The following is a 25,567-nucleotide window of genomic DNA, read 5'->3' as shown; positions in this document are numbered from 1 at the left end:
GTGTTGAAGACTGACCACATGGAACCGCTGCGCGAAGCTCTCGACTCGGCTCCGACCGCCGGCTACGCCATCGACAAGGTGGTCCCTGGTGTGGAGGTCACCTTCGTACGGGCCGGCTCACCGGAGCTGCCCGCGGTCCCGCGCGGTCCCGCGGATCTGCTGCTGGTCACCTGCGTCAAGGAGAAGCGCGGCGTGCCGGCCGCCGCCCGCGACCTGTATGTTTCCGCGCTGTTCAAGAAGGAGCGGGCGTACGCCGAACGCAGCGGAGTTCCCTGGTTCATCCTCTCCGCCGAACACGGCCTGGTGGGACCCGACGAGTGGCTGGCGCCGTACGAGCGGTACCTGCCCGACACGCCCGCCGGCTATCGGTCGGCGTGGGGACGCTGGGTGGCGGAGCGGCTCGAGCTCCTCGCCGGCCCACTGACCGGACGCGTGGTCGAGGTCCACGCCGGGGCGGCGTACGTCGACGCCATCAGCGGACCGCTCGCCACCAAGGGTGCCGGCCTGATGCTCCCGCTGCACGGTCTGACGATGGGCGAGCGCCTCGCCTGGTACGACGCGGCCGGCGCCGGTGCGCGCGAACCGGCGGAGTCGGACCTGGTCATCGACCGCCTGCGGTCACGAGGGGCCGCGGTGACTCCAGAAGAGTTCCTGGACCGGCAGGGCGCCGGCCTCCGCGTGACCGGCCTCTACTGCTGGTGGGTCGATGCGCCCGGCGCCCTCGACCTGTCCCGCGGGCTGGGCTTCCCGATCGCCTCGGGGATCATCTACGCCGGAACCGCTGGCGCCACCAGATGGCCGAGCGGCAGGCGGTCGACGAACACGCTGTGGGCCCGCATCGCGGGCATGCACCTCGGCGGAAACCACGAGTTCTCCACGCTCCGGCGCACACTCGGCGCGATCCTCGCCGCCGCGGCGGGCAGCGACAGCATCGACGAACCGGCGCTGACGTCCTGGATGCACGACCGCCTGAAGGTCGTCACCGTCCCCTACGCGGACGCCGACACACTCGGCCGCCTCGAGGAGACGGTCCTCAAGGACCTCGACCCACCGCTGAACCTGAAGGGCATGCCGGCCACACCTGTCCGCGCGCAACTCACCCGACTACGCGGCCGGCACCGGCTCTAGCCTCCGTGCGCCCCGGCAACCGGACCACCTCGGCGCCCGCGGGCGCCGATCGATCCGGTTGCCACCGCTGCCCACACCGCGGGGCTCAGCCGGCGTGCTTGCGGCGGGCCGCTGCCCGCCCGCGGATCGTCTGGTCCAGGACCACCTTGCGGATCCGCACCGCCGTCGGGGTCACCTCGACGCACTCGTCCTCACGGCAGAACTCCAGAGCCTGCTCCAACGACAGCTTCCGCGGCGGAATCACCTTCTCCGTCTCGTCAGCCGTCGACGAGCGCATGTTCGTCAGCTTCTTTTCTTTCGTGATGTTGACGTCCATGTCGTCCGAGCGCGAGTTCTCACCCACGATCATGCCCTCGTAGACCTCCGTGCCCGGCTCCACGAACAGCGTCCCCCGCTCCTGCAGGTTCAGCATCGCGAAGCCCGTCACGGGGCCCGAGCGGTCCGCGACCAACGAACCGTTGCCACGGGTACGCAGCTCCCCGAACCACGGCTCGTAGCTCTCGAACACGTGGTGCAGGATTCCGGTGCCGCGCGTGTCGGTGAGGAACTCCGTCCGGAAGCCGATGAGACCGCGGGCCGGCACCAGCCATTCCATCCGGATCCAGCCCGTGCCGTGGTTGACCAGCTGCTCCATCCGGCCCTTGCGGGTCGCCAGCAGCTGGGTGATCGCGCCCAGGTACTCCTCCGGCGAGTCGATCGTCAGCCGCTCCACCGGCTCGCACACCTTGCCGTCGATCTCGCGCGTCACGACCTGTGGCTTGCCGACCGTCAGCTCGTACGACTCGCGGCGCATCTGCTCCACCAGGATCGCCAGGGCGAGCTCGCCGCGGCCCTGGACCTCCCACGCGTCCGGGCGTTCCGTCGGGAGGACCTTCAGCGACACGTTGCCGATCAGCTCGCGGTCGAGGCGGTCCTTGACCATCCGGGCGGTGACCTTCGCGCCCTTGACCTTGCCGACCAGCGGCGACGTGTTGGTGCCGATCGTCATCGAGATCGCGGGCTCGTCGACCGTGATCAGCGGCAGCGGGCGCGGGTCCTCCGCGTCGGCCAGCGTCTCGCCGATCATGATCTCGGGGATGCCGGCGACCGCCATGATGTCGCCCGGGCCCGCCGACTCCGCCGGCTTGCGCTCCAGGCCCTCGGTCATCAGCAGCTCGGAGATTCGTACCCGCTCGGTCGTCCCGTCGGTCTTGCACCAGGCCACCGTCTGGCCCTTGCGGATCGTGCCCTCGCGGACCCGGCACAGGGCCAGCCGGCCGAGGAACGGCGAGGCGTCGAGGTTGGTCACGTGGGCCTGCAGAGGCGCGTCCTCGGAGTACGACGGCGCCGGGATGGAGTCCAGCAGCACCCGGAACAGGGGCTCCAGCGAGTCGCTGTCGGTCGGCACCGTGCCGTCGGCCGGCTGCGTCAGGGACGCGATGCCGTCGCGGGCGCAGGCGTACACGATCGGGAAGTCGATCTGCGAGTCGTCCGCGTCGAGATCGAGGAACAGCTCGTACGTGTCGTCGACGACCTCTTTGATCCGCGCGTCCGGGCGGTCCACCTTGTTGATCACCAGGATGATCGGCATGCGGGCCGCCAGGGCCTTGCGCAGCACGAAGCGGGTCTGCGGCAGCGGGCCCTCGCTCGCGTCCACCAGCAGCACCACGCCGTCGACCATGGTGAGGCCGCGCTCGACCTCACCGCCGAAGTCGGCGTGGCCCGGGGTGTCGATGATGTTGATGACCACCGGGTCGCCTTCGGCGGGCGCGTACGTGATGGCGGTGTTCTTCGCGAGAATGGTGATGCCCTTCTCGCGCTCGAGGTCCATCGAGTCCATCACGCGGTCGGTCATCTCGGCACGCGCGTGGAACTGGCCGCCCTGGCGCAGCATCGCGTCGACAAGGGTCGTCTTGCCGTGGTCGACGTGGGCCACGATGGCGACGTTGCGGAGATCGGAACGGGTCGGCATACCTCCATCCTCCTTGGTCGTCGATCGCCGACCCCGTCGGGGTATCCCGGAGGTGGCCCGGATCTCTGGTTATTGCCTGTTTCTGGACCCTTACGCACTGGCATGCTGGTTCGGTGGGCCGGGGGACGCAATGGTCGATCTACTGACACGACTGGCGGATTTACCGCCGGCCGTCATCTACGTGATCGCCTTCACACTGATAGCGGGCGAAACAGCGGTGCTGCTGGGGCTGGTGTTCCCGGCCGAGGCGACGCTGCTGCTCGTCGGATTTCTGTCATACACGGGCACGCTGGACCTGCGGCTGACGCTCGCGCTGATGATCGTCGCCGGGCTGGTCGGTGACTCGCTCGCCTTCCGGGCCGGTCGCCGCACGGGCGCCCGACTACGCGAGGGGCGCTGGGGCGAGCGGGTCGGTGCCGAGCGCTGGGCCAAGGCCGAGGGGCTGCTGCACCGGATGGGCGGCCGCGGCATCATGGTCGCCCGGTTCGTCGCGTTCGCCCGTACGCTCGTGCCCCGCCTCGCCGGTGCCACCGGCATGCCGTACCGCCGCTTCGTGCTCTGGAACCCGCCCGGCGTGATCCTCTTCGTCGGAGCGTCGGTGCTGGTCGGGTACGTGGCCGGCGAGTCGTACGAGACCGTCTCCGAGTATTTCGGCAAGGCGACCAGTGCCGTGCTGACCCTGATCGGCACCCTGATCGTCATCGTGCTCGCCGGTCGCTGGCTCGGCCGCAACCCCGACCCGTGGCGCGCGCTGGTCGCCCGGGCCGGCGCGCTGCCCCCGATGCGCTGGGTCAACCAGCGCTTCGGTGTCCTGTTCTTCATGCTCACCATGCGGATCGGGCGGGGCTGGGCACTGCTCGCCAACCTGGTCGCCGGCATCGCGCTGCTGTTCGGCCTCGCCTTCGGGCTCGCGTTCGTGATGAAGTGGGCGGTCGACCAGAGCGGCCTGAGCATCATCGACGACAACATCGCCGGCTGGTTCGCGCTGCGCCGCACCGGCCCCGCCGTCGAGGCCGCCCGCGACACCCTCGGCGTGCTGCGCGGTTCCCTGCTGATCATCGCCGTCGCCCTGGTCGCGGTCGCGCTCGCGTGGAAGCACCGGCCGTGGCGCGGCGACCTGGTCACCGTGATCGGCACGGCCGGCGCGTTCGTGCCGCTGGTGCTGCTCGCGGTGATCTCCGACCTGACCCGGGCGGGCGCGCTCACCCCCGCCAACTCGTCGGTCTCCGGCCTGTTCCCCAGCCAGAACGCCGTGATCACCGCCGGCTTCTGCACCCTGGCCTGGCTGCTCTCCCGGGGCCGGCACTGGCCGCTGCGGGTGGCGCTGTGGACGGTCGCGGCCGCCTTCATCGCGAGCCTCTCGGGCGCCCGCCTCTACCTGGGCTGGAGCCTGGCCAGCGAGATCGTCGCGTCGGTGCTGCTCGGCGTGATGTGGACGCTCTTCTTCATGGTCGCCTGGGCCAGCCGCGACGACGAGGAGAGCGAGGAGCCCATCGGGTACGCCGCACCGGCGGTCGAGAAGCGGCCCGAGGCCGACGACGCGGGGCTGGCCGCGGCACCCCAGACGGCGCAACCGGGGCGGTGAAAGCGGTTCGCGGCTGATAGCGTCCCCCCGATCACGGGGAGGTGCGATGGGAAGCTCACGCCGTTACGCGATCGCGGTCTGCGCGGTGGTGCTGGCCCTGGCGGCCGGCGGATGCGCCGATAAGGGCACGCCGGCCAACGCCGGCAGCGGTCTCGACAGCGCGGCCGCCGCCGGGTCCACGACGAGCGACGAGGCCAACGCCTGGGACGCCACCGAGGAGCCGGACGCCGACGCCGACGCCGACACCGGTCTGGGCGCCGCGCCGACGAAGTCTCCGACGCCCTCGCCGAAGCAGACCCGCAAGACCACCCCGACCAGGAAGAGCCCGCCGCGCAAGGCCACCAACGAGGTGAAGGCTCCGCCGCCGCCGAAGCCCGCGGAGGGCTGCACCAAGCCGAAGTACGAGGGCACGCAGGCCAGCCGGGCCGCCGCCAAGGCCGCGCTGACCGACGCGGCCGGCCGCACCTACTGGCCGACCAGCGCACCGAGCCTCAAGGTGCCCCTCGACCTGGTCAAGGCCACCGCCTACCAGGAGAGCGGCTGGCAGTCCAACATCATCGCCTGCGACGGCGGCATCGGGCTCATGCAGGTCATGCCCGACACCGCGGCGTTCGTCAACCAGCGGTTCGACAAGAGCTACGACATCAAGGACTACGAGGACAACGCGGCGCTCGGCGCCAACTACCTGGCCTGGCTGATCAAATACTTCGGCGACGTCTACTTCAAGGGCGACTACTCCGCCGACCCCGCCGACTGCGCCAGCCACGACGACCTGTGCCTGCTCAACGCGGTGATCGCGGCCTACAACTTCGGGCCGGGCGCGGTCGACACCAGCAACGGCCTGGTGATACCCAACCCGCGCTACGTCGACAACGTCCGCTCCCTGATGAAGAACTGTGAGTGCCTCAGCTTCTGAGCGCGCTGAAGGCGAACGTGTCGGCGATGCCGTTCGGGCCTGACTCGGCGACCGTCTCGAGGTGCAGGCCCGCGGCGGCCACCGCGTTGAGCATCGCCGCCATGGGCACGTGCCAGGCTCCCACCCGCGCCCGGACCCCGTGCGGGGCCCAGGCGTCGTAGGTGTGGGCCGTGTCCGCGTACCGCGGGCTGATCGTCACCAGCGCCGCGTCCGAGCGGTCCGCGAACGCACCGACGAAGCACGGGTGCACCCCCACGTGCACGAACCGTCCGCCGGGCGCCAGCACCCGGGCCGCCTCCCGGACCACCGCCGCGTAGTCCGGCACGTCCGTGTGCGCCAGCACGCAGGCCACCGCCGGCAGGCCGGCGGAGCGCAGCGGCAGCCGGGTCGCGTCGCCGTTGGCGACCGGCAGCCGGCCGCGCGCCCAGCGCAACTGCCCGCGGGACAGGTCGACCCCGACCGGCCGCCAGCCCAACTCCCGGATCGTCGCGGCGTGCGCTCCCCCACCGCAGCACAGGTCGAGGCAGGTGCCGCTGCCTGGGCCGAGCAACGCGGCCAGGTGCGCCCGCACCCTGTCCATATAGGACGAGACGGAACGCGTGTAGTCCTCGTACCAGTCGGCGTGGGCGTCGTACGCGGCCATGCCGGCACGCTAGCCCGACGATCCGGCCGGGCGGGGCGATGTTCGCGGACAGCGCACCACTATCGTCGACCCCGTGAAGAGCTGGGACGAGGTCGACGCCGCGCTGGCCGCCGCGCCGGGCACCGCCGCCGCCTGGGTCGGGCCCGTCGGCGGCGCGCCGGTCTACGCGCGGGCGGCCGACGCGACGCACTACGCGGCCAGCACGATGAAGGTCGGCGTGCTGGTCGCCCTCCACCGCGCCGCCGCGGCGGGCCGGCTCGACCTCGACGCCGCCGTCACCGTCCACAACAGACACGAGTCCGCGCTGCCGGGCGCCGAACCCTACGCCAACGACCCCGCCGAGGACAGCGACACCGCGACCTGGGCGCTGCTCGGCAAGGCCAGCACGCTGCGCGACCTCGCGCGCCAGATGATCGTCCGCTCCGGCAACCTGGCCACCAACCTGTGCCTGGGCGCCGTCGGCATCCCGGCGACCCAGGAGGTCTGGCGGCTCGCCGGCGCCACCCACAGCGTCACCGCCCGCGGCATCGAGGACGCCGCCGCCCGCGAAGCCGGCCTCGACAACCTCGTCACGGCCGGCGACCTGGCCCGCCTGTTCGGCGAGCTGGTAGCCGGCGACCTCGTCCCGGACCCGACCGGGGCGCTCGCCTTGCTGGAGGCCAACGAGCACCGCGACGACCTGGTCGCCGGCCTGCCGCCCGGCACCCGGGTGGCACACAAGAACGGCTGGATCACGGGCGTACGCCACGGCGCCGGGGTGGTCTTCCCCACTGACGCGCCGCCGTACACCGTGGTGGTCTGCACCTCGACGAGCCTGGCCGACGACGCGGCGTGCGCCCTGGTCGCGGGGGTCTCGCGCGCGGCCTGGGCCAACCGCCACTAGTCGAGCAGCCGCTCCCGCAGCGTCGCCCGCAACGCGTCGTCGATGCCGAGCACGTCGCGCAGGTAGGCGTCCATGCCGCCGTGCAGCCGGTCGACCTCGGCATAGGCCGCGGCCAGGTACGACTCGCGCGCCTCCAGCACAGGCCGGATCGCCTCGAGGTCCAGCCCCGGCCGGCGGACCAGCATCGCGCCCAGGATCGCGTCGTTGACACCGTCGGCGAGCTCGTTGGTGCGCAGGTAGTCGGCCAGGATCGCCTCCTGGTCGACCCCCAGCGCGGTCAGCAGGATCACCGAGAGCCAACCCGTGCGGTCCTTGCCGGCGCTGCAGTGGAAGAGCAGGGGCAGGTTGCTCGCCTCGGCGACCGTCCGGACGGCCCGGCTGAACGCGACCGCGGCGGCGGGGCCGGCGACGAACCAGCGGTAGATCGCCTCCATCGCCCCGGTGGTGCCCTCCCGCGCCAGCGCCTCGTACGCGGACAGGTCATGACCCAGCATCACCGCCGACACGTACGTGAAGACGGGGTGCTCGGGGTCGTGCACCGGCACGTGCACCACCGTCGGCTCGCCGACCAGGCGGTCCGGCGGTGCGACCTCGATCTCGCTCGCGGCGCGCAGGTCGAGCACGCAGGACAGGCCGAGCTTGCCCAGCGTCGGCAGGTCGTCGTCGACCAGGCGCCCCAGCCCGCTGGCCCGGATCAGCACGCCGGAGCGCACCGGCCGGCCGCCGGCGCCGACGAGTCCGCCGAGGTCACGGGCGTTCGGCGCGCCTGTCAACGACCACTGCCTCGTCATGCTCGTACTCCCGTCGTCCACAGCCCCTCCGGATAGGGTGCCGCATATGACGATCGAGGATGTCAGGACCCACCGGGTACGCGCGCCGCTGCACACGCCGTTCGTCACGGCCCTGCGCCGCGCGACCTCGATGGAGACCCTGGTCGTCGAGATCGTCGACAGCGACGGGCGCTCCGGGTACGGCGAGGCGCCGCAGGTGTGGCAGGTCACCGGGGCGTCGCTGGCCGGCTCCGAGGCGTGCGTCACCACGATGCTGCGCCCGCTGCTGCTCGGCCGCGACCCCGACGACCTCGTCGCGCTCTGCCGGGCGACCGCGCGGGCGGTGGCCGGCAACGAGGCGGCGAAGGCGGCTGTCGACGTCGCGCTGCACGACCTGGCCGCGCGCCGCCTCGGCGTACCCCTGGCCCGGCTGCTGGGCGGCTCCACCGGGCGGGTGCCCACGGACGTGACGCTGACCGCGGCCGACGAGATCGGTGTCGCCGACTCCGCGCGCGCCCGGGTGGCCGAAGGGTTCACCGTGCTCAAGGTCAAGGTCGGCGCCGATCCCGGCAGCGACCTGGCCCGGATCCGCGACGTCCGCGCCGCCGCCGGCGCCGGGACGCGCGTCCGGCTCGACGCCAACCAGGGCTGGACGGCCAAGGAAGCGGTACGGATCATCCGCGCGGCCCAGGACGACGGCGCCGACCTCGAACTCGTCGAGCAGCCCGTCGACGCGCGCGACATCGAGGGCCTGCGCTGGGTCACCGACCGGGTCGACGTGCCGATCCTGGCCGACGAGTCCGTGTACGGGGTGCGCGATCTGGTCACCGTCATCCGCGCGCGGGCGGCCGACATGGTCAACGTGAAGCTCGCGAAGTGCGGCGGCCTGGGGCCGGCCCGTACGCTGCTCGCCCTCGCCGAGGCGCACGACATGGGCTCGATCGTCGGCACGATGATGGAGGGTCCGGTCGGTGTCGGTGCCGCCGCGAGCCTGGTGGCCGCCCAGGGCACGTCGGCCGTGGCCGACCTGGACGCCGCGTGGTGGCTGTCGTCGTCCCCCGTCGTCGGCGGGCTGCGCTACGAACCGGGTGCGGTCGTGCTCCCCGACGCGCCCGGCCTCGGTCTGACGCTGCCGCCCGGCTGACGGACGGGCGCCGCCGGCCCGTCGGTCGATCGGGGTCGGCCGAGCGGCCAGAATGAAGAAGAGTTCCAGCGGACGGTTGAGCACCGGCGAAGAGTTTCGTAGCCTGACGGTCAGGGGGTGGGGACCCCGTCGGCGGTGCGGACGGGGGGCGGGCGAGTGCGAACGGACAGGCAACGAGCGGTGCGGGCAGGCAGCGACGCGATGGTACGGGTGGCCGTCGCGACGCTGTGGTCCACACCCGACGCGGTCCGACCGGTCGACAGCCGCGCGCTCGGGCGCACCGCCGACATCCCCTCCTGGGTCGCGTCGATGTCGGCCGAACAGCAGGTCGGCGACGGTGTGCTGAGCCAGTTGCTGCTGGGTGAGCGGGTCCGGGTCGACGAGGTGCGCGCCGACGGCTGGGTCCGGGTGGTCGCGCTGCAGCAGCCCGGCGTCCGTGACCAGCGCGGCTACCCGGGCTGGATTCCCGCCGAGCAACTCGTGCCGGCCGGTGACGACCCCGCGGTCGACGACACCACCCTTGTCGTCGACGCGACCTCGACCGACCTGCGGGTCACTCCCGGCGGGCCCGTGGCGCTCGCGAACGTGATGCTCGGCACCCGGCTGGTGCCGGTGGGCGCCGCGGTCGACGGCTGGGTGCCGGTGCGGGCCGGCTCAGACACGCTCTGGGTTTCCGCCGCCGACGTGGTGCCCGGCGCCGGCGCCGGTGGGCGGCCGATGGCGGCGCTCGGCGTGGCGACGCGGTTGTGCGGCGTGCCCTACGTCTGGGGCGGGCTCTCCGCGTACGGGATCGACTGTTCCGGTCTGGTCCACCTGTCGTGGCGCCGCTTCGGGGTGACGCTCCCCCGCGACGCGGCCGACCAGGCGGCGGCGACCCGGTCGGTGCCGCTGGGCTCGGAGCGGCCCGGCGACCTCTACTTCTTCGCCCGCCCCGGGCGTCGCATCCACCACGTGGGCATCGTCACCGCGGGCCAGGACGGCGGGCCTCGGCGGATGCTGCACGCCTGCTACACGCAGCGGCGGGTGGTCGAGGAGCCGCTCTCCGCCGCCCGCGAGGAGACCCTGGTGGCGGCGCACCGGGTCGCCGACTGATCTTTTTCCGGTTTTCGCCGGCCCCGGGGAATGACCGGCCGGGGTGGGTCGTTGAGCTGACTGTCGGTGTGTTCAGTGTCCCCGGGCCTCACCTAAATTGCCTTCGCGGAATACCGTTCGGCTGGAGCCGCGTCGCGCCACTCGCCGAGAGGCGACATGCACACCGACACCGCGAGAACGCCGCCCCGGCCTTACGGCCGGAGCGGCGTTTTCGCATGCCCTGGGGTTGCCCGCCTCAGCCGACCGGGGTCAGCTCGCGGTCCCTTTTCTTGTCCCGGGAGCTTTTGACCAGGCTCGCCACCGTCGCCACGGACAGGGTGCCGAGGATCACCGTCAGCGACAGCCAGATCGGGATGTGCGGTGCCCAGCCGATGTGCTCGCCGCCGTTGATGAACGGCAGGTTGTTGCCGGCCAGCGCCTCGAGGACCAGCTTGACGCCGATGAAGCCGAGCACGAAGGCCAGCCCGATGTTGAGGTAGACCAGCCGGTCGAGCAGGCCGCCGAGCAGGAAGTAGAGCTGCCGCAGGCCCATCAGCGCGAACACGTTGGCGGTGAAGACCAGGTAGGGCTCCTTGGTCACACCGAAGATCGCGGGGATCGAGTCGAGCGCGAAGATCAGGTCGGTCGTACCGATCGCGATCATGACGATCAGCATCGGCGTGAACAGCCGCTTCCCGGCGCTGTCGGTCGTCGTGATCTTCGCGCCGTCGAAGTCGCGCGAGACGGGCACGGCGCGCCGTACCCAACGGATGATCACGTTCTCCTTGAAGTCGTCCTCGTCGGGCTCACCCTGGCGCGCGAAGTTGATCGCCGTGTAGACGAGGAACGCGCCGAAGATGTAGAAGACCCAGGAGAACTGGCTGATCAGCGCGGACCCGGCGGCGATGAAGCCACCCCGCATGACCAGCGCCAGGATGATGCCGACGAGCAGCACTTCCTGTTGCAGATGCCGCGGCACCATGAACCGCGTCATGATGATCACGAAGACGAACAGGTTGTCGATCGACAGGCTGTATTCGGTCAGCCAGCCCGCGTAGAACTCGCCGGCGAAGGTCGCGCCCGAGGTCCACCAGAGCCCGAGGCCGAAGAGCACCGCGAGGCCGACGTAGATCGACACCCAGATGGTCGACTCTTTGATGCTCGGCTCATGCGGCCGGCGGCCGATGATCAGCAGGTCCGCCAACAGCACCGCGACCATGACGACCAGGGTGATGCCCCAGACGAGCGGGGTCACGTGCAAGTCGGGCGCGTTCAAATAGACCTCCGGCAGGCAGACCACGTCGCCCGCGCGGGCGGCGTGCTGAGTCGTGACTGTCGGGAGGTCTCTTCCACCACCACGGCCTGGATGAGCCGGGCGGCCGACGCTGCCGGGTGGACGCCCGGCGAACGCCGAACGACTGCCGTGCTGACGACAACGCCGCGGGGAATACTCCCCTCCTCAGGTGCCATTGTCACCCATCGCACCTGGTTTTGGCACATCGACCACCGCGAGTCGCCCGTCACCACGTGCGATGCGACACACGGTGCACGGCGTCCTAGGATATTTCGCTGGTCGCCACCGGATCATGGCAGGCTTCCCGGCATGATCCTCGAGGTTGCGCTGATCGATATCCGGCCGGGCGACGAGGAGGCGTTCGCCGCCGCCTACCGCAAGGCACACCCGATCGTCCGGGGCACGCCCGGCTTCCGCTCGATCCGGATGACCCGCGGCATCGAGTCGCCGTCGCGCTTCGTGCTCCTCGTCGAATGGGACTCCGTCGAGGCCCACCTGGAGAACTTCCGCGAGTCGGACCGGTTCCCGCGGTGGCGCGCGCTGATCGGCCCCTACTTCGCCGGCCCGCCGGTCGTCGAGCACTTCACGGACGTCACCACCGACTAGCGGCTGGTCAGGTCACGCCCGAGGCGAAGGCCGGGGCGGTTGACCAGGATGATCTCCTCGATGGGTGTGAACCCGTTGCGCCGCAGCACGGTGAGGGACCCCGGGTTGTCGAGCGCGGCGGCGGCGACGAGCCGCGTCAGGCCGTAGTCGGTGCCCGCCAGCTCGCAGATCCGCCGCACGGTGTCGGTCGCGAGCCCCTGGCCGGCGGCGCGTTCGGCGACCCGGAAGCCGAGCTCCGCGCTGCCCTGGTCGACGTCGACCAGGTTGAACCGGCCGAGGACCGCGCCGTCGTCGTCGACCACCAGGTGAAAATGGCACAGCCCGGCGGCCTGCTCGGCGAGCAGCAACTCGTGCCGCTCGGCGAACTCGGCGAAGTAGTCGTCGCCCCGATCGGAGATCGACCGCGCGAAGTAGGCCCGATTCTCCAGCTCGAACCGCAGCAACGCCGCGGCATGTCCGGCGGCCAGCCGCTGGAGATCAAACATCGCGACATCGTACGACGGCTGTGGTTAGGTAGCTCGCATGATCGAACGGGTGGCGCTGGTGACGGGCACGAGCCGCCGGATCGGCATCGGCACGGCGGTGATCCGGCGCCTCGCGGCCGACGGCTACCGCGTGGTGGCCAGCGGCCTGCGGGCATACGACGAGGACCAGCCCTTCGGCGCGGACCCGGACGACTTCGCGGGGGTGCTGGCGGAGCTGCCCGGCGGCCCGCACCACTACTCCCCCGCCGACCTGTCCGACCCGGCGGCTCCCGCCGCCCTGGTCAAGTCGGTCGTGGACCGCCTGGGCCGGATCGACGCGCTGGTGGCCGTACACACCTATTCGACGTCAGGCCCTTTCGGCCACCTCGACGCGACGGAGATCGACCGCCACCTGATCGTCAACGTCCGCGCGACGATGCTGCTGGTGGAGGCGTTCGCGGCGGCCCACACCCCGGACGCGGGCGCCGGCCGCGTTGTCCTCTTCTCGAGCGGCCAACGCCTGGGCCCGATGACGGGCGAGCTGCCGTACGCGGTGAGCAAGGCGGCGGTGGAGAACCTGACCCGCCAGCTGGGCACGCTGCTGATGACCCGCGGCATCACGATCAACTGCCTGAACCCAGGTCCGACCGACACCGGCTGGGCGGACCCGGACACCCACGCCGCGGTAGCCCAGATGTTCCCGACAGGCACCTGGGGCACCCCCGACGACGCGGCCCGGCTGGTGGGTTGGCTCTGCTCCCCGGAAGCAGCCTGGATCACGGGCCAGGTCCTCGATTCGGAGGGCGGCTTCAACCGCTACGGCTGAACCGGCAACGGGTCACCCCCCGCTCCGCACGACCCGCCTCGGTCCGCGCACGACAAACCATGGCTCCGGAAATGCGGCGACCGCCCAGTCGATGCACGCGGCCAAGACGCTCGACCGCACGAGGCCCCGCCGCGGCCGTGCGGGCATGTCCCGACCGGCCCCGCAGCCCGGCGCCCGGACCGATACCGCATTCGGGCCGACATGTTCTCCGATGTACACACACGCGAGAACACGTAGGCGCCAGACGCACCCCGGCCCCGCCTTGCCATCACGTGCGGTTCCGGACGTCAGGACGCAGTCGCGCGCTCCGTCGCCGCAGCCACAAGACGAGCAACCGGATTCGGGGTCGATCCTAAACCCACGCCGAGCGGGCCGCAGGACGTCACACGCGGCCAAGACGCTCGGGCCGGAGGACCCGCCGCGAGGTGCAGCCCTGTCCCGACCGGCCCGCAGCCTCCGCCCGGACCGATACGCATTCGCGCCGACATGTTCTCCGATGTACACACACGCGAAAACACGTAAGCGCTGAACACCAGGCCCCGGGTGGCCATCGCGCCCGGATTCGGACGTCGGGACGCAGTCGCGCGCTCCGTCGCCGCAGCCACAAGACGCGCAACCGGGTTCGGGGTCGATCCGGGAAACGCACGCCGACCGGGCCGCAGGCTTAGAAGCCCTGTAAGCGGATCGCCCAGCCACCGACTTGAACGGTGCGACCGCGACCTCGCGCAGGGGGTCACAACGACCATGCGTCCAGCCGCAGATCGCCGAACCCCCAACCCGAACACCGCGATCCGCATGGCGCCGCCTCGTCGGCGCACCGACAGCACGCAATGACCATCCGGCCCGCCCCCCGCCGCGGATCACCGAGCCGCCCGAGCCGAAACTTGCGATCCGCGAACCTGGCGCGCGGGAAGGTAACCGCGATCATGGGGCCGGCCTTGACCTGGAAGATGCCCGACGGCGGGTGTCAGGCCGGGTGCAGGGCGGGCGCTTCTGTGCGTTGCGGTAAGCGCGCGGGGGTTGAGCCCGTGAACGTGTGGAAGTCGCGGATCAGGTGGGCCTGGTCGTAGTAGCCCGTGTCGGCCGCTACCGCGGCCCAGCCGGCGGTTGCCGCGCGGGGCGACTGGGCGTAGGCGTGTTCGAAGCGGATCAGGCGGGCCAGGAGCTTTGGTGGTAGGCCCAGCTCGCGGCGGAAGAGGGTGCTCAGGTGGCGGCGGGTCCAGCCCGTCTCCGCCGCCAGGGTCTCGATCGGGACCGCGCCCGCCGTCTGGCGTAGGCGGTGCCAGGCCGCGGCGAGGCGTGGGTCCGGCGGGCCTGTTGCCGTCAGGCGGGCCGTGAGCGTCTCGTCCAGCAGCGCGAAGCGGGTCGGCCAGTCCGCGGCCGCGGCCAGGCGGGACGGCAGGGCGCGGACCGTGCGCAGCGCGCGGCCGTCGAGGTCGTCGAGCGCCACCACCCGGTTGGCAAGCTCGCCGAAGGGGCGGCCGAGGATGCGGGCCGCGACCAGCGGGTCGAGCATCAGCTGGATGCCGGTGGCCTCGCCCGGGGCCGTGATCGTGTCGACCCACGTGTCGGAGAGGCCTCCGACGAACGACGACACCGCGGTCGCACCGCCGGCCGGGCCGCGGGGGTCGCGGACGTCGAGGGGCGCGCCCCAGCCAAGGATGAGCACGCACCGCGAGATCGCCACCTCGCGGCGGGCGAGTGGTGCCGCGGCCCGTTCGGCGTAGCCGACATACGGGCCTACGGCCCGTCGGAGCAGCCCACCGGGCGCTCCGACGGTGTAGTCGGTCACTTCACTCCGGCCGCGTCCATGCCGCGGAGCTCCTTCTTCAGCTCGTGGACCTCGTCGCGGATGCGGGCCGCCAGCTCGAACTGCAGCTCGCGGGCCGCGGCCAGCATCTGGTCGTTGAGGTCCTGGATGAGCTGGGCCAGGTCGTGGCGGGCCATGTCCTTGCTGGACGTGCGGGCCGCCGCCTTGCCCTTGGACCTGGTCTCCGGGACCGGGCCCTTGCCGCGGGACATCTGCCGCCCGCCACCGCCGACGATCGCGCCGCCGGGGCCGTGGCCGCCGAGGGCACCCTCGGTGTCTTCCGCCTCGCGGTAGATGTCGTCGAGGATGTCGTGGATCTTCTTGCGGAGCGGCTCGGGCGAGATGCCGTTGGCCTCGTTGTGTGCGACCTGCTTGGCCCGCCGGCGGTTGGTCTCGTCGATCGCCTCGGCCATCGACGGGGTGATCTTGTCGGCGTACATGTGGACCTGGCCCGAGACGTTTCGCGCCGCGCGGCCGATGGTCTGCACCAGCGAGCGGCCGCTGCGCAGGAAGCCCTCCTTGTCGGCGTCGAGGATCGACACCAGCGACACCTCGGGCAGGTCGAGGCCTTCCCGCAGCAGGTTGATGCCGACCAGCACGTCGTAGTCGCCCTTGCGCAGCTCGCGCAGCAGCTCGACCCGGCGCAGCGTGTCGACCTCGGAGTGCAGGTAGCGCACCCTGATGCCGTGCTCCAGCAGGTAGTCGGTGAGGTCCTCGGCCATCTTCTTGGTCAGCGTGGTGACCAGCACCCGCTCGTCCTTGTCCGTACGCAGCTTGATCTCGTGCATCAGGTCGTCGATCTGGCCCTTGGTCGGCTTGACCACCACCTCGGGGTCGATCAGGCCCGTCGGCCGGATGACCTGCTCGACGAACTCGCCGCCGGCCTCGCGCATCTCCCACGGGCCCGGCGTCGCCGACAGGAAGACCATCTGGCCGACCCGCTCGAGCACCTCGTCGAACCGCAGCGGCCTGTTGTCGGCCGCGCTGGGTAGCCGGAACCCGTGCTCGACCAGCAGCCGCTTGCGGGACGCGTCACCCTCGTACATGCCGCCGATCTGCGGGATCGTCACGTGCGACTCGTCGATCACCGTGAGGAAATCGTCGGGGAAGTAGTCGAGCAGGCAGAACGGCGGGTCACCGTAGGTGCGCCCGTCGATGTGCATCGAGTAGTTCTCGATGCCGGAGCAGAACCCGACCTGGCGCATCATCTCGATGTCGTAGGTCGTGCGCATCCGCAGCCGCTGCGCCTCGAGGAGCTTGTTCTGCCCCTCGAGCTCGGCCAGCCGCTCGGCCAGCTCGGCCTCGATGCCGGTGATCGCCCGCTCCATCCGCGCGGCGCCGGCCGCGTAGTGGGAGGCCGGGAAAATGAACAGGTCGTCGACCTCGCGGATCACGTCACCGGTCAGCGGGTGCAGGTAGTAGAGCTTCTCGATCTCGTCGCCCCACAGCTCGGCCCGGACGGCCAGCTCCTCGTAGGCGGGGATGATCTCGAGCGTGTCGCCGCGGACCCGGAACGTGCCGCGGGTGAACGACATGTCGTTGCGCGTGTACTGGATGTCGACCAGCCGGCGCAGCACCTGGTCACGGTCGACCTGGGCGCCGACCTTGAGCCGGACCGCCTGGTCGAGGTATTCGGACGGGGTGCCCAGACCGTAGATCGCCGACACCGTCGCGACCACCACCACGTCACGCCGGGTGAGCAGCGACATCGTCGCCGAGTGCCGGAGCCGCTCGACCTCCTCGTTGATCGAGGAGTCCTTCTCGATGTAGGTGTCGGTCTGCGGGATGTAGGCCTCGGGCTGGTAGTAGTCGTAGTAGGAGACGAAGTATTCGACGGCGTTGTTGGGCAGCAGCTCGCGGAACTCCTTGGCGAGCTGGGCGCAGAGCGTCTTGTTGGGCGCGAGCACCAGCGCCGGCCGTTGCAGCCGCTCGATCAGCCACGCCGTGGTCGCGCTCTTGCCCGTGCCGGTGGCACCGAGGAGCACCGAGTGCCGGTCACCCTGTCGCACTCGACGCTCAAGACCGTCGATGGCCGCCGGCTGGTCGCCGGCCGGCTTGAAGTCGCTGACGACCTCGAAGCGGCCGTCGGTGCGGGGGATGTCCAGCGTCATGCCCTTAAAACTACGTCGGGGGTACGACATGTTCCCGCCACCGGACAGTCCGTAGGTGATCGGCTTCGATATTGTCATTGTGTGCGATAGGTCACCGCCCTACCATTTGAGCGTAGGCCGCTCGCGGCGGCCGACCGGGCGCCAGACCGGGCCTCCACACCGGCCGGTCAGCCCCGGCGCTGTGGTTGCAGCCCCGGCACATCGTCGGCGTGCGCACCCGACGCGGTCGCGCGATGCGCAGACCGGCCGCCGCGAGCGCCCTGAGCGGCAACCACACGATGGGCTCGCCACCGCGGCACCACACGTCACCTCAACCACGGTCAGCCGTTCAACCACGCGTGACCCTTTCTCGTCGTCCCGCGCAGAAGCGGCGCATCGTCGCGTTGGTCGTGCTCTCCTGCCTCTCCCTCGGCTCGCTGGCCGGCCTGGTCGGTGGCCTGGTCTCGTGCGGGCCGCAGGAGCAGCCGGTGCAGGCCCGTCCCCTGTCCGCGGCCGAGGCCCAGCGCCTCGCCGAGATGCGGGTGACCAACTACCGCGACGAGCGCGCCGGCATCGGCGCCACCTGGGGCGAGGGCGCCACCGAGGTACGCGTCGCCGGCTGGATCGACTGGAAGCACGCGCTGGCGTACCTGCGGGTCGGCGGCCCGGGCGCCGGTGACCAGCGCGGGCTGCTGCAGGCCGTACCCGGGACGGTGGCGACCCGGCCCGCGACGGCGGCGGACGCGGCCGCGGAGGCCGAGGCACCGCGGACCGGCGACGCGACGAAGCCGGCGCCGCCGGTGGCCGCACCGCCCGCCGCTCCCCCGACCGACGGATGGCAGGTCCGGCCGTGGTCGCCCACCGGCAAGACGGCGACCCCGCTGGACACGTTCCTGTCGCTGATGTTCGTGATGGCCAGCACCAAGGCCGACCAGGCCGACCTGCTCGCGAAGACCGAGGCGCGCTGGGTGGGCACGGACCGCATCGCCGGTGCGACGGTCGACGTGCTGCTCGGCCCCGCGGTCCCGCCGCAGCCGCTGCCGACCGCCACGCCGCCGGCGACGAAGTCCGCGAAGCCCTCCCCCAGCCGCCCGACCGAGGCGAAGACACCGACGGCGACGCAGAGCCCGACCGCGACCTCGAGCCGCACCGCCCCACCGACCTCCCTCAACGAGCTCGGCGGCGCCGTCCGCTACTGGCTCGACTCCGGCGCCAAGCTGCGCCGCTTCGAGGCGGTGCTGCCCGGCAACCTGTCCGTCCGCGCCGACGTCGACCACGCCGATCGCCCGGATTTCGACGCGGTGGCCTACTTCGGCGGCAACAAGGTGACGCCGCGGGCACCGAGCAAGGCCGAGACGACGCTGCTGGCCAAGATGCGCCAGCGCAACCTGGACCGCGGCGGCGTGAAGCTGGCCGTCAGCGTCCCGACGGTGCCGGTGGCCAACCTGCGCGGCGGCGGCTGGCTCGACTGGAACTCCTCGATCGCCTACGTCGCGGTGCACGACGTCGCCAAGCCGACCGACGTCGCGTTGCTGCGGGCCAGCGGGTCCGGCGTCTCCTACCAGCCGAAGTCCGGCAAGGCGCTGGACGAGCCGCCGCTGCCGGCGCCGTACGAGGGATGGGTGTTCCAGACCTGGGCGCAGCGCGCCGATCCGCGTGGCGGTCTCGACATCGACCTGCTGCTCGGCGAGGCGCTGGCGATGGCGTCGACGACGAAGGACAGCGCGAAGTACTTCCAGGAGGCCGCGTCGTTCCTGCGCAAGGACGAGGTCGGCGGGGTCGCGGTGACCGTCTTCGAAATCGCCAAACCGGCCGAGCAGGGCGTCATCGGGCGCGGCCAGGCGCGGATGCGCTACTGGGTCGACAAGACCGGCGCGGTCCTGCGGCTGGAGGCGCGTACCCGGACCGGCACGTTCGCCCAGGCCGACCTCGTCGACGCCGAGGTGCCGGAGCTGCCGGCCCAGCAGTTGGTGAACTAGGGCTGCCGGATCGCGCGGTCGTAGAGCTGGTCGAAGAACGGCTCCTTGGCGTCCAGGTAGTCGTCGATGGGCTTGCCCGCGTTGGCGAGCTTGATCGCGGCGTACGCGTCGCGATCGGCGGTGTCGGCCCGCAGGTGGTCGCGGAGCAGCAGCGCCGTCCGCCAGCCCGGTGACCCGGCCACCCGGACGTGCAGGTTGACCCGGCGGCCGGGGTCGGCGTTGGCGTGCATCCGCTTCTCCCAAGGCCCGACGTCCGGCGGCTTCGGCCGGTCCTGGTAGACGCCCGGCTTCCGCGGGAAGCCCGCTGCGGTCAGGGCCCCGGCCAGCGAGTCGGCCTCCGCCAACGAGTCGACCGTGAGCATCATGTCGATGACGTCCTTGGCGACGAGGCCGGGCACCGCGGTCGAACCGATGTGGTCGACCCGGTGCGGTCCCACGCGGTGCAGGATGCGGGCCGCCAACCGCTCGTACTGCGCGGGCCAGGTCGGGTCGTAGTCGACCAGGGTGGCCAAGGGATCTTTGTCGGCCCACTGCCCGGTGCGGACGTTGTGCTCATAGGGCACCAACCGCTCGGTCCAGAGCGCGTCGACCGCCGCCGCGAGCGCCTCCGGCGAGCGGCTGTTGTCGAGCACCACGTCGGCGGCCGCCCGCCGGGCCGCGTCGTCGATCTGCGCCGAGATCCGCGCGGTGGCGTCGGCCGGACTCATCCCGCGGTCGCGGACCAGCCGCTCGACCCGCACCTCGGGCGCCGCGTCGACGACCACGACCAGGTGGTACGAGGGTGCGAGTCCCGTCTCGACGAGCAGCGGCACGTCGTTGACCACGATCGCGTCGGGCGCGGCGGCGGCGGCCAACTCCGCGCTGCGGGCCCGGATCAGCGGGTGCAGGATGCCCTCGAGCCGCTTGCGGGCGCCCGCGTCGGCGAATACGACCTGCCCGAGCGCGGCCCGGTCGAGCGCACCGTCGGCGCCCAGCACCTGTGGCCCGAACGCCGCCACGACCTCCGCGAGGCCCGGCGTACCCGGCTCGACCACCTCCCGCGCCAGCCGATCGGAGTCGATCAGCACGGCCCCGTTGGCCACGAACCGCGCGGCAGCCGCACTCTTCCCGGCCCCGATCCCCCCGGTCAACCCCACACGCAACACGAGCACGAGGCTACGTGATCGCGACGAGAAAGCGGCCCCGCACCGGGATCCGGTGCGGGGCCGCTTTCGACGTTCTCCCTACTACTTGCCTGCCAGCTTCTCGCGGAGAGCAGCCAGCGCCTCGTCGGTCGCCAGGGTGCCCGCGGGCTCCTCGGCGGCACGCGACGGCGTGGAGGACGAGGACGACGCCCCGCCACCCTGGCCGGCGGGGGCCGGCGGGGCCGCAGCGGCCTCGGCGTCGGCGGCGCGGGAGGTCTGCACCTGCTTGGTGTGGGCCTCCCAACGCTGACGCGCCTCGGCGTACTGGGTCTCCCAGGTCTCCCGCTGCTTGTCGTAGCCCTCGAGCCACTCGCCCGTCTCGGGGTCGAAGCCTTCGGGGTAGATGTAGTTGCCCTCGTTGTCGTAGGTCGCCGCCATGCCGTAGAGGGTCGGGTCGAAGTGCTCCTCGCCCTCGACGAAGCCCTCGTTGGCCTGCTTGAGCGACAGCGAGATCCGCCGGCGCTCGAGGTCGATGTCGATGACCTTGACCATGACGTCGGAACCGACCTGGACGACCTGCTCCGGGATCTCCACGTGGCGCTCGGCCAGCTCGGAGATGTGGACCAGGCCCTCGATGCCGTCGTCGACCCGGACGAACGCGCCGAACGGCACCAGCTTGGTGACCTTGCCGGGCACGATCTGCTGGATCGCGTGGGTGCGGGCGAACTGACGCCACGGGTCTTCCTGGGTCGCCTTGAGCGACAGGGACACCCGCTCGCGGTCGAGATCGACGTCGAGGACCTCGACCTCCACCTCCTGGCCGACCTCGACAACCTCGGACGGGTGGTCGATGTGCTTCCAGGACAGCTCGGAGACGTGCACCAGACCGTCGACGCCGCCCAGGTCGACGAACGCGCCGAAGTTGACGATCGACGAGACCACGCCCTTGCGGACCTGGCCCTTCTGGAGCTTGTTGAGGAACTCGGTGCGCACCTCGGACTGGGTCTGCTCGAGCCAGGCGCGGCGCGACAGAACCACGTTGTTGCGGTTCTTGTCGAGCTCTATGATCTTCGCCTCGAGCTCGCGGCCCACGTACGGCTGCAGGTCGCGGACACGCCGCATCTCGACCAGCGACGCGGGCAGGAAGCCGCGCAGGCCGATGTCGAGGATCAGACCACCCTTGACCACCTCGATGACCGAGCCGCGAACGACCCCGTCCTCTTCCTTGATCTTCTCGATGGTGCCCCACGCCCGCTCGTACTGCGCGCGCTTCTTCGAGAGGATCAGGCGACCTTCCTTGTCCTCCTTCTGGAGGACAAGGGCCTCGATGTGGTCACCGACCGACACCACCTCGGCGGGGTCGACGTCGTGCTTGATCGACAACTCACGAGAGGGGATCACACCCTCGGTCTTGTAGCCGATGTCGAGCAGGACCTCGTCCCGATCGACCTTGACGACGGTGCCTTCGACAATGTCGCCGTCGTTGAAGTACTTGATGGTCTCGTCGATCGCGGCGAGGAACGCTTCCTCGGAACCGAGATCGTCGATGGTGACCTTGTTGGCGCTCGAGGTGGCCTCGATGCTGCTCGTCATGTGGGCGGTTGCTCCGGTCGGATGGTGTGTCACAGCTGCGGTGCGGGTAGCTAATGACCTGTGTGCGCCCGCGAATTGGTCGTAAGGCACACCGCAACGATCGCCCATGATCATTGATGGTGTCCGTGGACCGCGGACGCCTGCTCCCTGCCGAGGCACACAATCCGCGTGCGCATCGACTAGCTTACCGTGCGCATTACCACAGCGTGCAAGCCCTCCCCAAGCCGCGCCGGCAACCTACCGCGTGATGGGGTTGTGCGATGTCTGACGACGATCCCGGCGTGGGCCGGCTGGCGGTGACCGACGCGGAGGCCCGCCGCGCCAGTCGGGGCTGGTGGGACCAGGACGCCGACTCCTACCAGGCCGAGCACGGCGCCTTCCTGGGCGACGTTGACCTGCGCTGGTGCCCGGAAGGGCTGCGGGAGGCCGACGCGCACCTGCTCGGCCCGGTCGCCGGACGGCGGATCATCGAGGTCGGCGCGGGCGCCGCGGCGGGCTCGCGCTGGCTCGCCGCCCAGGGCGCGGAGGTCGTCGCGACCGATTTGTCCGCCGGCATGCTGCGGCACGCTGTGACGGGGAACACATCGTCGGGCGTACGCGTGCCGCTCGTCCAGGCCGACGCACTCGCCCTGCCATTCTCGGACGAATCGTTCGATATCGCCTTCACCGCCTTCGGCGCCGTGCCGTTCGTGGCCGACTCAGCCGCGCTGATGCGGGAGGTGTTCCGCGTGGTGCGCCCGGGAGGCCGGTGGGTGTTCGCGGTGACCCACCCGATGCGCTGGATCTTCCTGGACGACCCGGGCGAGCGCGGGCTCCTCGCGGTGCACTCGTACTTCGACCGCCGGCCGTACGTGGAGACCACGGCGGAGGGCGTGCCGACCTACGTCGAGCAGCACCGCACCCTGGGCGACCGGATCCGGGAGCTCGTCGGCGCCGGGTTCGTGATCGAGGACGTGGTCGAGCCGGAGTGGCCGGAGGGCCACACCCAGGTGTGGGGGCAGTGGAGCCCGCTGCGCGGCCGGCTCTTCCCCGGCACGGCGATCTTCGTGACCGCTCGGCCCTAGGTCCCAGCCCCGCTCACGCTGCGGTTTCCGGCGCGCGGGTCGAGAATCGCATTCATGGCTCTCTCAGTCCTGCGCACCAAGAGCATCGAACAGTCCATCCTGGACACCGACGAGCCCGGCCACAAGCTGCGGCGGGAGCTGAGCGCGCTCGACCTCACGGTGTTCGGGGTCGGCGTGATCGTGGGTACGGGCATCTTCGTGCTCACCGGCCAGCAGGCGGCCCGCAACGCCGGCCCGGCGATCGTCATCTCGTTCCTGCTCGCCGCGGTGGTGTGTGCGCTGGCCGCCCTCTGTTACGCCGAGTTCGCGTCGACGGTGCCGGTCGCGGGCAGCGCGTACACGTTCGGGTATGCCACGCTCGGCGAGCTCGTCGCCTGGATCATCGGCTGGGACCTGGTGCTGGAGCTGGGCCTCGGTGCGGCGGTGGTGGCCCGCGGCTGGAGCGCGTACCTGCAGACGCTCTTCGATCTGCCGACCTGGCTCGCCGGTGACATGGCGACGCCGGACTGGGGCGCGATGTTCATCGTCGCGGCGCTGACCGTGGTCGGCGTGGTGGGGACGAAGCTGTCGGGGCGGGTCACCGGCGTGCTGGTCGCGATCAAGGTCGCGGTGGTGCTGTTCGTGATCGGGCTGGGGCTGTTCTACATCAAGGGCGCGAACCTCAACCCGTTCGTGCCGCCGGCGCAGCCCGCCGAGGGCGCCTCGGGTGGCGAGGAACCGTTGCTGCAGGCGCTGCTCGGGATCGTGCCGCAGCAGTTCGGCTTCTTCGGTGTCGTGGCGGCGGCGTCGATCGTGTTCTTCGCGTACATCGGCTTCGACGTGGTCGCGACGACCGCCGAGGAGACCCGCAACCCGCAACGCGACATGCCCCGCGGCATCCTGGCGTCGCTGGCGATCTGCGCGGTGCTCTACATGGCCGTCGCGTTCGTGGTGACGGGTATGGCGCGGTACTCGTCGCTGGACACGGGCGCGCCGCTGGCCAAGGCGTTCTCCGACGTCGGTGTCGAGTGGGCGTCCAAAGTGATCTCCCTGGGCGCGATCTGCGGCATCACGACCGTGATCCTGGTGCTGCTGCTCGGCCAGTCGCGGGTGCTGTTCGCGATGTCGCGCGACAACCTGCTGCCGCCGAAGCTGGCCAAGGTGCACCCTCGGTTCGGCACGCCGTGGCTGCTCACCATCGGCACGGGCGTGGCGGTCGCGCTGATGGCCGGGTTCGTGCCGCTCGCGAAGCTGTCGGAGCTGACCTCGATCGGCACGCTGTTCGCGTTCGTCGTGGTCGCGATCGGCGTCATCGTCCTGCGCCGCACCCGACCCGACCTGCCGCGCGCGTTCCGGGTGCCGTGGGTGCCGGTCATCCCGATCCTCGCGGTGCTCGCCTGCCTCTGGCTGATGATCAACCTGCCGGTCGACACGTGGATCCGGTTCGTGATCTGGATGGCGCTCGGTTTCGTCCTCTATTTCGCGTACGGGATGCACGCCGCCGGCCGCCGCCGCGCCTCGGAGGCCGTGGCACCGACCCCGGTCTCCCCCGCCGGCCCCCGCCCGCGCGACCCGGCCTGACTGAGGTTTTGTCCGTTTTGACGCGGGTATGCGGAGCGGTATGGGACTCCGCAAGGGTGACAAGGTGAGCTGGCAGAGCCACGGACAGCGGGTGCACGGCACGGTCGAGGAGCGGATCACGTCACGGCAGTCGGCCGCGGGCCGCACTGTGGACGCGTCGCGCGAGGAGCCGCAGTACCGGGTCCGCAGCGACAAGACGGGCCGCGACGCCGTGCACACGGAGGAGGCGCTGCGCCGTGAGTGACGAGGTCACCGACTTCGGCAAGGCGGTCAACATGACGCCGGCGGAGTTGGAACGCTGGTTGGCGACCGACGACTCGAAGGCGGTGGGCCAGAAGCCGTCGAGCGGCGGCGAGTCCACGGGCCACGAGTCGGGCCGGCGCATCGTGACGCTGCTGCGCACGAAGAAGTCGGACCTGACGGACGAGGACCGGGCCCACATGCGCAAGGTCGTCGGCTACGTCAAACGCCACTCGGCCCAACGCCCGAAGGGCGACGTCACCGACACGACGTGGCGCTACTCCCTGATGAACTGGGGCCACGACCCCTTGAAGTCATAACCCGGACGGGCCGGTGCTGCGGCGGCGCGGTGCGCCCGGGTGCGGAGGCGCGGTGCGCCCGGGTGCGGGGGCCGCCTACGAGGCCCGGGTCGCAGCCGCGACCAGCGCGATCACGTCCCGGGGCCGGTCAGGCTGCGCCACCATCGCTCGTCGACGTCCGGCATCACCCGGACCAGTTCCTCGACGTCGACCGGCCCCGCCGGCCCCGCGAGGGCGACCGTGGCGACGTCGTCCGGCAGCGCGACGTCATGCGCCTCGACGTAATGCGCGAGGCCGCCTGGCCAGACGAAGTGGACGCCGTCGGTCAGCTCGTCGCAGGCGTTCCGCGCGCCGCAGAGCCTGCACTCCGAACAGCCCGCGGCCGCGGCCAACGGCGTGCCCGACCGGAGGTAGTCGACAGTGGCCCGCCGCCGTTCCGGCGTCATCCCGGGATCGACGAAGTCCCGGACGTCGGGCCACCCTGGACCCGCCGCCGGGCCGTCCCAGTAGCCGATCAGCCTCAGCAC

23 protein-coding genes are annotated in these 25,567 nt (G+C 71.3%); 13 read left to right on the top strand and 10 right to left on the bottom strand.

The genetic code is table 11. The features are described 5' to 3' along the window. Window positions 1-18 precede the first annotated feature (18 nt). Entirely contained in the window at window positions 19-1,128 is a 1,110-nt protein-coding gene (locus tag Asi02nite_RS10850; protein WP_203712225.1) for a DUF6884 domain-containing protein, read from the top strand. 85 nt (window positions 1,129-1,213) lie between these two features. Here the strand turns inward: Asi02nite_RS10850 and typA are convergent, their stop codons facing one another. After that, window positions 1,214-3,079 (bottom strand): translational GTPase TypA, encoded by a 1,866-nt coding sequence (gene typA / locus Asi02nite_RS10845; protein WP_203712224.1) that lies wholly within the window; start codon window positions 3,077-3,079, stop codon window positions 1,214-1,216. A gap of 130 nt (window positions 3,080-3,209) precedes the next feature. Here typA and Asi02nite_RS10840 point away from each other — a divergent pair, with 130 nt between their 5' ends. Both Asi02nite_RS10840 and Asi02nite_RS10835 read left to right on the top strand, forming a co-directional pair. Then, window positions 3,210-4,664, top strand: coding sequence for a VTT domain-containing protein (locus Asi02nite_RS10840; protein ID WP_203712223.1), 1,455 nt, complete (start codon window positions 3,210-3,212; stop codon window positions 4,662-4,664). Window positions 4,665-4,710: 46 nt separating this feature from the next. Then, entirely contained in the window at window positions 4,711-5,580 is an 870-nt protein-coding gene (locus Asi02nite_RS10835) for a transglycosylase SLT domain-containing protein (protein WP_203712222.1), read from the top strand. Here the strand turns inward: Asi02nite_RS10835 and Asi02nite_RS10830 are convergent. Continuing rightward, window positions 5,570-6,223, bottom strand: a complete 654-nt coding sequence (locus tag Asi02nite_RS10830) for a class I SAM-dependent methyltransferase (RefSeq protein WP_203712221.1) — start codon at window positions 6,221-6,223, stop codon at window positions 5,570-5,572. The genes Asi02nite_RS10835 and Asi02nite_RS10830 overlap by 11 nt on opposite strands. A 73-nt stretch (window positions 6,224-6,296) precedes the next feature. Here Asi02nite_RS10830 and Asi02nite_RS10825 point away from each other — a divergent pair, with 73 nt between their 5' ends. Beyond that, entirely contained in the window at window positions 6,297-7,106 is an 810-nt protein-coding gene (locus Asi02nite_RS10825; protein WP_203712219.1) for a serine hydrolase, read from the top strand. On the opposite strand, the gene Asi02nite_RS10820 is transcribed toward Asi02nite_RS10825, so the two are convergent. Continuing rightward, on the bottom strand, window positions 7,103-7,897 hold the full coding sequence (locus Asi02nite_RS10820; protein ID WP_203712217.1) for a tyrosine-protein phosphatase: 795 nt from the start codon (window positions 7,895-7,897) through the stop codon (window positions 7,103-7,105). The two genes, Asi02nite_RS10825 and Asi02nite_RS10820, sit on opposite strands and share 4 nt — an antisense overlap. 46 nt (window positions 7,898-7,943) lie before the next feature. Here Asi02nite_RS10820 and Asi02nite_RS10815 point away from each other — a divergent pair, with 46 nt between their 5' ends. Together Asi02nite_RS10815 and Asi02nite_RS10810 are read left to right on the top strand one after the other, a co-directional pair. Next, complete coding sequence (locus Asi02nite_RS10815) at window positions 7,944-9,020, top strand: mandelate racemase/muconate lactonizing enzyme family protein (protein ID WP_203712215.1); 1,077 nt, start codon at window positions 7,944-7,946, stop codon at window positions 9,018-9,020. 180 nt (window positions 9,021-9,200) lie between these two features. Continuing rightward, window positions 9,201-10,112, top strand: a complete 912-nt coding sequence (locus Asi02nite_RS10810; protein ID WP_239126632.1) for a C40 family peptidase — start codon at window positions 9,201-9,203, stop codon at window positions 10,110-10,112. Between the two features lie 235 nt (window positions 10,113-10,347). Here the strand turns inward: Asi02nite_RS10810 and Asi02nite_RS10805 are convergent, their stop codons facing one another. Beyond that, the gene (locus Asi02nite_RS10805) at window positions 10,348-11,352 is read right to left on the bottom strand and encodes a TerC family protein (RefSeq protein ID WP_203712325.1); all 1,005 of its coding nucleotides are present in this window, start codon (window positions 11,350-11,352) and stop codon (window positions 10,348-10,350) included. A gap of 342 nt (window positions 11,353-11,694) precedes the next feature. Here Asi02nite_RS10805 and Asi02nite_RS10800 point away from each other — a divergent pair, with 342 nt between their 5' ends. After that, window positions 11,695-11,991, top strand: coding sequence for an antibiotic biosynthesis monooxygenase family protein (locus tag Asi02nite_RS10800; RefSeq protein WP_203712213.1), 297 nt, complete (start codon window positions 11,695-11,697; stop codon window positions 11,989-11,991). Here Asi02nite_RS10800 and Asi02nite_RS10795 read toward each other — a convergent pair. Then, entirely contained in the window at window positions 11,988-12,476 is a 489-nt protein-coding gene (locus tag Asi02nite_RS10795) for a GNAT family N-acetyltransferase (RefSeq protein ID WP_203712211.1), read from the bottom strand. The two genes, Asi02nite_RS10800 and Asi02nite_RS10795, sit on opposite strands and share 4 nt — an antisense overlap. 37 nt (window positions 12,477-12,513) lie before the next feature. Here Asi02nite_RS10795 and Asi02nite_RS10790 point away from each other — a divergent pair, with 37 nt between their 5' ends. Further along, window positions 12,514-13,281, top strand: coding sequence for an SDR family oxidoreductase (locus tag Asi02nite_RS10790; RefSeq protein WP_203712209.1), 768 nt, complete (start codon window positions 12,514-12,516; stop codon window positions 13,279-13,281). A 967-nt stretch (window positions 13,282-14,248) separates the two neighbouring features. Here Asi02nite_RS10790 and Asi02nite_RS10785 read toward each other — a convergent pair. After that, window positions 14,249-15,073 (bottom strand): AraC family transcriptional regulator, encoded by an 825-nt coding sequence (locus tag Asi02nite_RS10785; protein ID WP_203712207.1) that lies wholly within the window; start codon window positions 15,071-15,073, stop codon window positions 14,249-14,251. After that, window positions 15,070-17,202, bottom strand: coding sequence for an excinuclease ABC subunit UvrB (gene uvrB, locus Asi02nite_RS10780; RefSeq protein ID WP_203712205.1), 2,133 nt, complete (start codon window positions 17,200-17,202; stop codon window positions 15,070-15,072). The genes Asi02nite_RS10785 and uvrB overlap by 4 nt, the downstream gene beginning before the upstream one ends. Before the next feature lie 338 nt (window positions 17,203-17,540). On the opposite strand from uvrB, the gene Asi02nite_RS10775 reads away from it, so the two are divergent. Further along, window positions 17,541-19,160 (top strand): hypothetical protein, encoded by a 1,620-nt coding sequence (locus Asi02nite_RS10775; protein ID WP_203712203.1) that lies wholly within the window; start codon window positions 17,541-17,543, stop codon window positions 19,158-19,160. Here the strand turns inward: Asi02nite_RS10775 and coaE are convergent. Both coaE and rpsA read right to left on the bottom strand, forming a co-directional pair. Then, the gene (coaE, locus tag Asi02nite_RS10770) at window positions 19,157-20,305 is read right to left on the bottom strand and encodes a dephospho-CoA kinase (RefSeq protein ID WP_203712201.1); all 1,149 of its coding nucleotides are present in this window, start codon (window positions 20,303-20,305) and stop codon (window positions 19,157-19,159) included. The two genes, Asi02nite_RS10775 and coaE, sit on opposite strands and share 4 nt — an antisense overlap. An 81-nt stretch (window positions 20,306-20,386) precedes the next feature. Then, the gene (rpsA, locus tag Asi02nite_RS10765) at window positions 20,387-21,877 is read right to left on the bottom strand and encodes a 30S ribosomal protein S1 (protein WP_203712199.1); all 1,491 of its coding nucleotides are present in this window, start codon (window positions 21,875-21,877) and stop codon (window positions 20,387-20,389) included. 260 nt (window positions 21,878-22,137) lie between these two features. Between rpsA and Asi02nite_RS10760 the strand changes: the two genes are divergently transcribed. The 4 genes from Asi02nite_RS10760 to Asi02nite_RS10745 are packed head-to-tail and all read left to right on the top strand — an operon-like array spanning window position 22,138 to window position 25,061. Then, window positions 22,138-22,941 carry a class I SAM-dependent methyltransferase gene (locus Asi02nite_RS10760; RefSeq protein ID WP_203712197.1) on the top strand — a complete coding sequence of 268 codons (804 nt, stop codon included), beginning with the start codon at window positions 22,138-22,140 and terminating at the stop codon, window positions 22,939-22,941. A gap of 54 nt (window positions 22,942-22,995) precedes the next feature. Beyond that, window positions 22,996-24,501 carry an amino acid permease gene (locus Asi02nite_RS10755; RefSeq protein WP_203712195.1) on the top strand — a complete coding sequence of 502 codons (1,506 nt, stop codon included), beginning with the start codon at window positions 22,996-22,998 and terminating at the stop codon, window positions 24,499-24,501. A 40-nt stretch (window positions 24,502-24,541) separates the two neighbouring features. After that, on the top strand, window positions 24,542-24,745 hold the full coding sequence (locus tag Asi02nite_RS10750) for a hypervirulence associated TUDOR domain-containing protein (RefSeq protein WP_203712193.1): 204 nt from the start codon (window positions 24,542-24,544) through the stop codon (window positions 24,743-24,745). Beyond that, window positions 24,738-25,061 (top strand): DUF3140 domain-containing protein, encoded by a 324-nt coding sequence (locus Asi02nite_RS10745; RefSeq protein ID WP_203712192.1) that lies wholly within the window; start codon window positions 24,738-24,740, stop codon window positions 25,059-25,061. Before Asi02nite_RS10750 ends, Asi02nite_RS10745 begins: the two co-directional genes overlap by 8 nt. A 110-nt stretch (window positions 25,062-25,171) precedes the next feature. On the opposite strand, the gene Asi02nite_RS10740 is transcribed toward Asi02nite_RS10745, so the two are convergent. Beyond that, a complete protein-coding gene (locus tag Asi02nite_RS10740) occupies window positions 25,172-25,567 on the bottom strand; it encodes a hypothetical protein (protein ID WP_203712191.1) in 396 nt (131 codons plus the stop codon).

The sequence above is a fragment of the Asanoa siamensis genome (genome assembly GCF_016862555.1).
Taxonomy (GTDB): Bacteria; Actinomycetota; Actinomycetes; order Mycobacteriales; family Micromonosporaceae; genus Asanoa; species Asanoa siamensis.
This window is presented reverse-complemented; position numbering and strand designations above follow the sequence as displayed.

What these genes read in the sequence shown, in the direction of transcription:
- Asi02nite_RS10750 (WP_203712193.1), top strand. Translation starts at nt 24,542, where the DNA reads ATGGGACTCCGCAAGGGTGACAAGGTGAGCTGGCAGAGCCACGGACAG.
- Asi02nite_RS10790 (WP_203712209.1), top strand. Translation starts at nt 12,514, where the DNA reads ATGATCGAACGGGTGGCGCTGGTGACGGGCACGAGCCGCCGGATCGGC.
- Asi02nite_RS10830 (WP_203712221.1), bottom strand. Translation starts at nt 6,223, where the DNA reads ATGGCCGCGTACGACGCCCACGCCGACTGGTACGAGGACTACACGCGT.
- Asi02nite_RS10835 (WP_203712222.1), top strand. Translation starts at nt 4,711, where the DNA reads ATGGGAAGCTCACGCCGTTACGCGATCGCGGTCTGCGCGGTGGTGCTG.
- Asi02nite_RS10850 (WP_203712225.1), top strand. Translation starts at nt 19, where the DNA reads ATGGAACCGCTGCGCGAAGCTCTCGACTCGGCTCCGACCGCCGGCTAC.
- Asi02nite_RS10795 (WP_203712211.1), bottom strand. Translation starts at nt 12,476, where the DNA reads ATGTTTGATCTCCAGCGGCTGGCCGCCGGACATGCCGCGGCGTTGCTG.
- Asi02nite_RS10815 (WP_203712215.1), top strand. Translation starts at nt 7,944, where the DNA reads ATGACGATCGAGGATGTCAGGACCCACCGGGTACGCGCGCCGCTGCAC.
- Asi02nite_RS10820 (WP_203712217.1), bottom strand. Translation starts at nt 7,897, where the DNA reads ATGACGAGGCAGTGGTCGTTGACAGGCGCGCCGAACGCCCGTGACCTC.
- Asi02nite_RS10800 (WP_203712213.1), top strand. Translation starts at nt 11,695, where the DNA reads ATGATCCTCGAGGTTGCGCTGATCGATATCCGGCCGGGCGACGAGGAG.
- rpsA (WP_203712199.1), bottom strand. Translation starts at nt 21,877, where the DNA reads ATGACGAGCAGCATCGAGGCCACCTCGAGCGCCAACAAGGTCACCATC.
- uvrB (WP_203712205.1), bottom strand. Translation starts at nt 17,202, where the DNA reads ATGACGCTGGACATCCCCCGCACCGACGGCCGCTTCGAGGTCGTCAGC.
- Asi02nite_RS10760 (WP_203712197.1), top strand. Translation starts at nt 22,138, where the DNA reads ATGTCTGACGACGATCCCGGCGTGGGCCGGCTGGCGGTGACCGACGCG.
- Asi02nite_RS10755 (WP_203712195.1), top strand. Translation starts at nt 22,996, where the DNA reads ATGGCTCTCTCAGTCCTGCGCACCAAGAGCATCGAACAGTCCATCCTG.
- Asi02nite_RS10840 (WP_203712223.1), top strand. Translation starts at nt 3,210, where the DNA reads ATGGTCGATCTACTGACACGACTGGCGGATTTACCGCCGGCCGTCATC.
- typA (WP_203712224.1), bottom strand. Translation starts at nt 3,079, where the DNA reads ATGCCGACCCGTTCCGATCTCCGCAACGTCGCCATCGTGGCCCACGTC.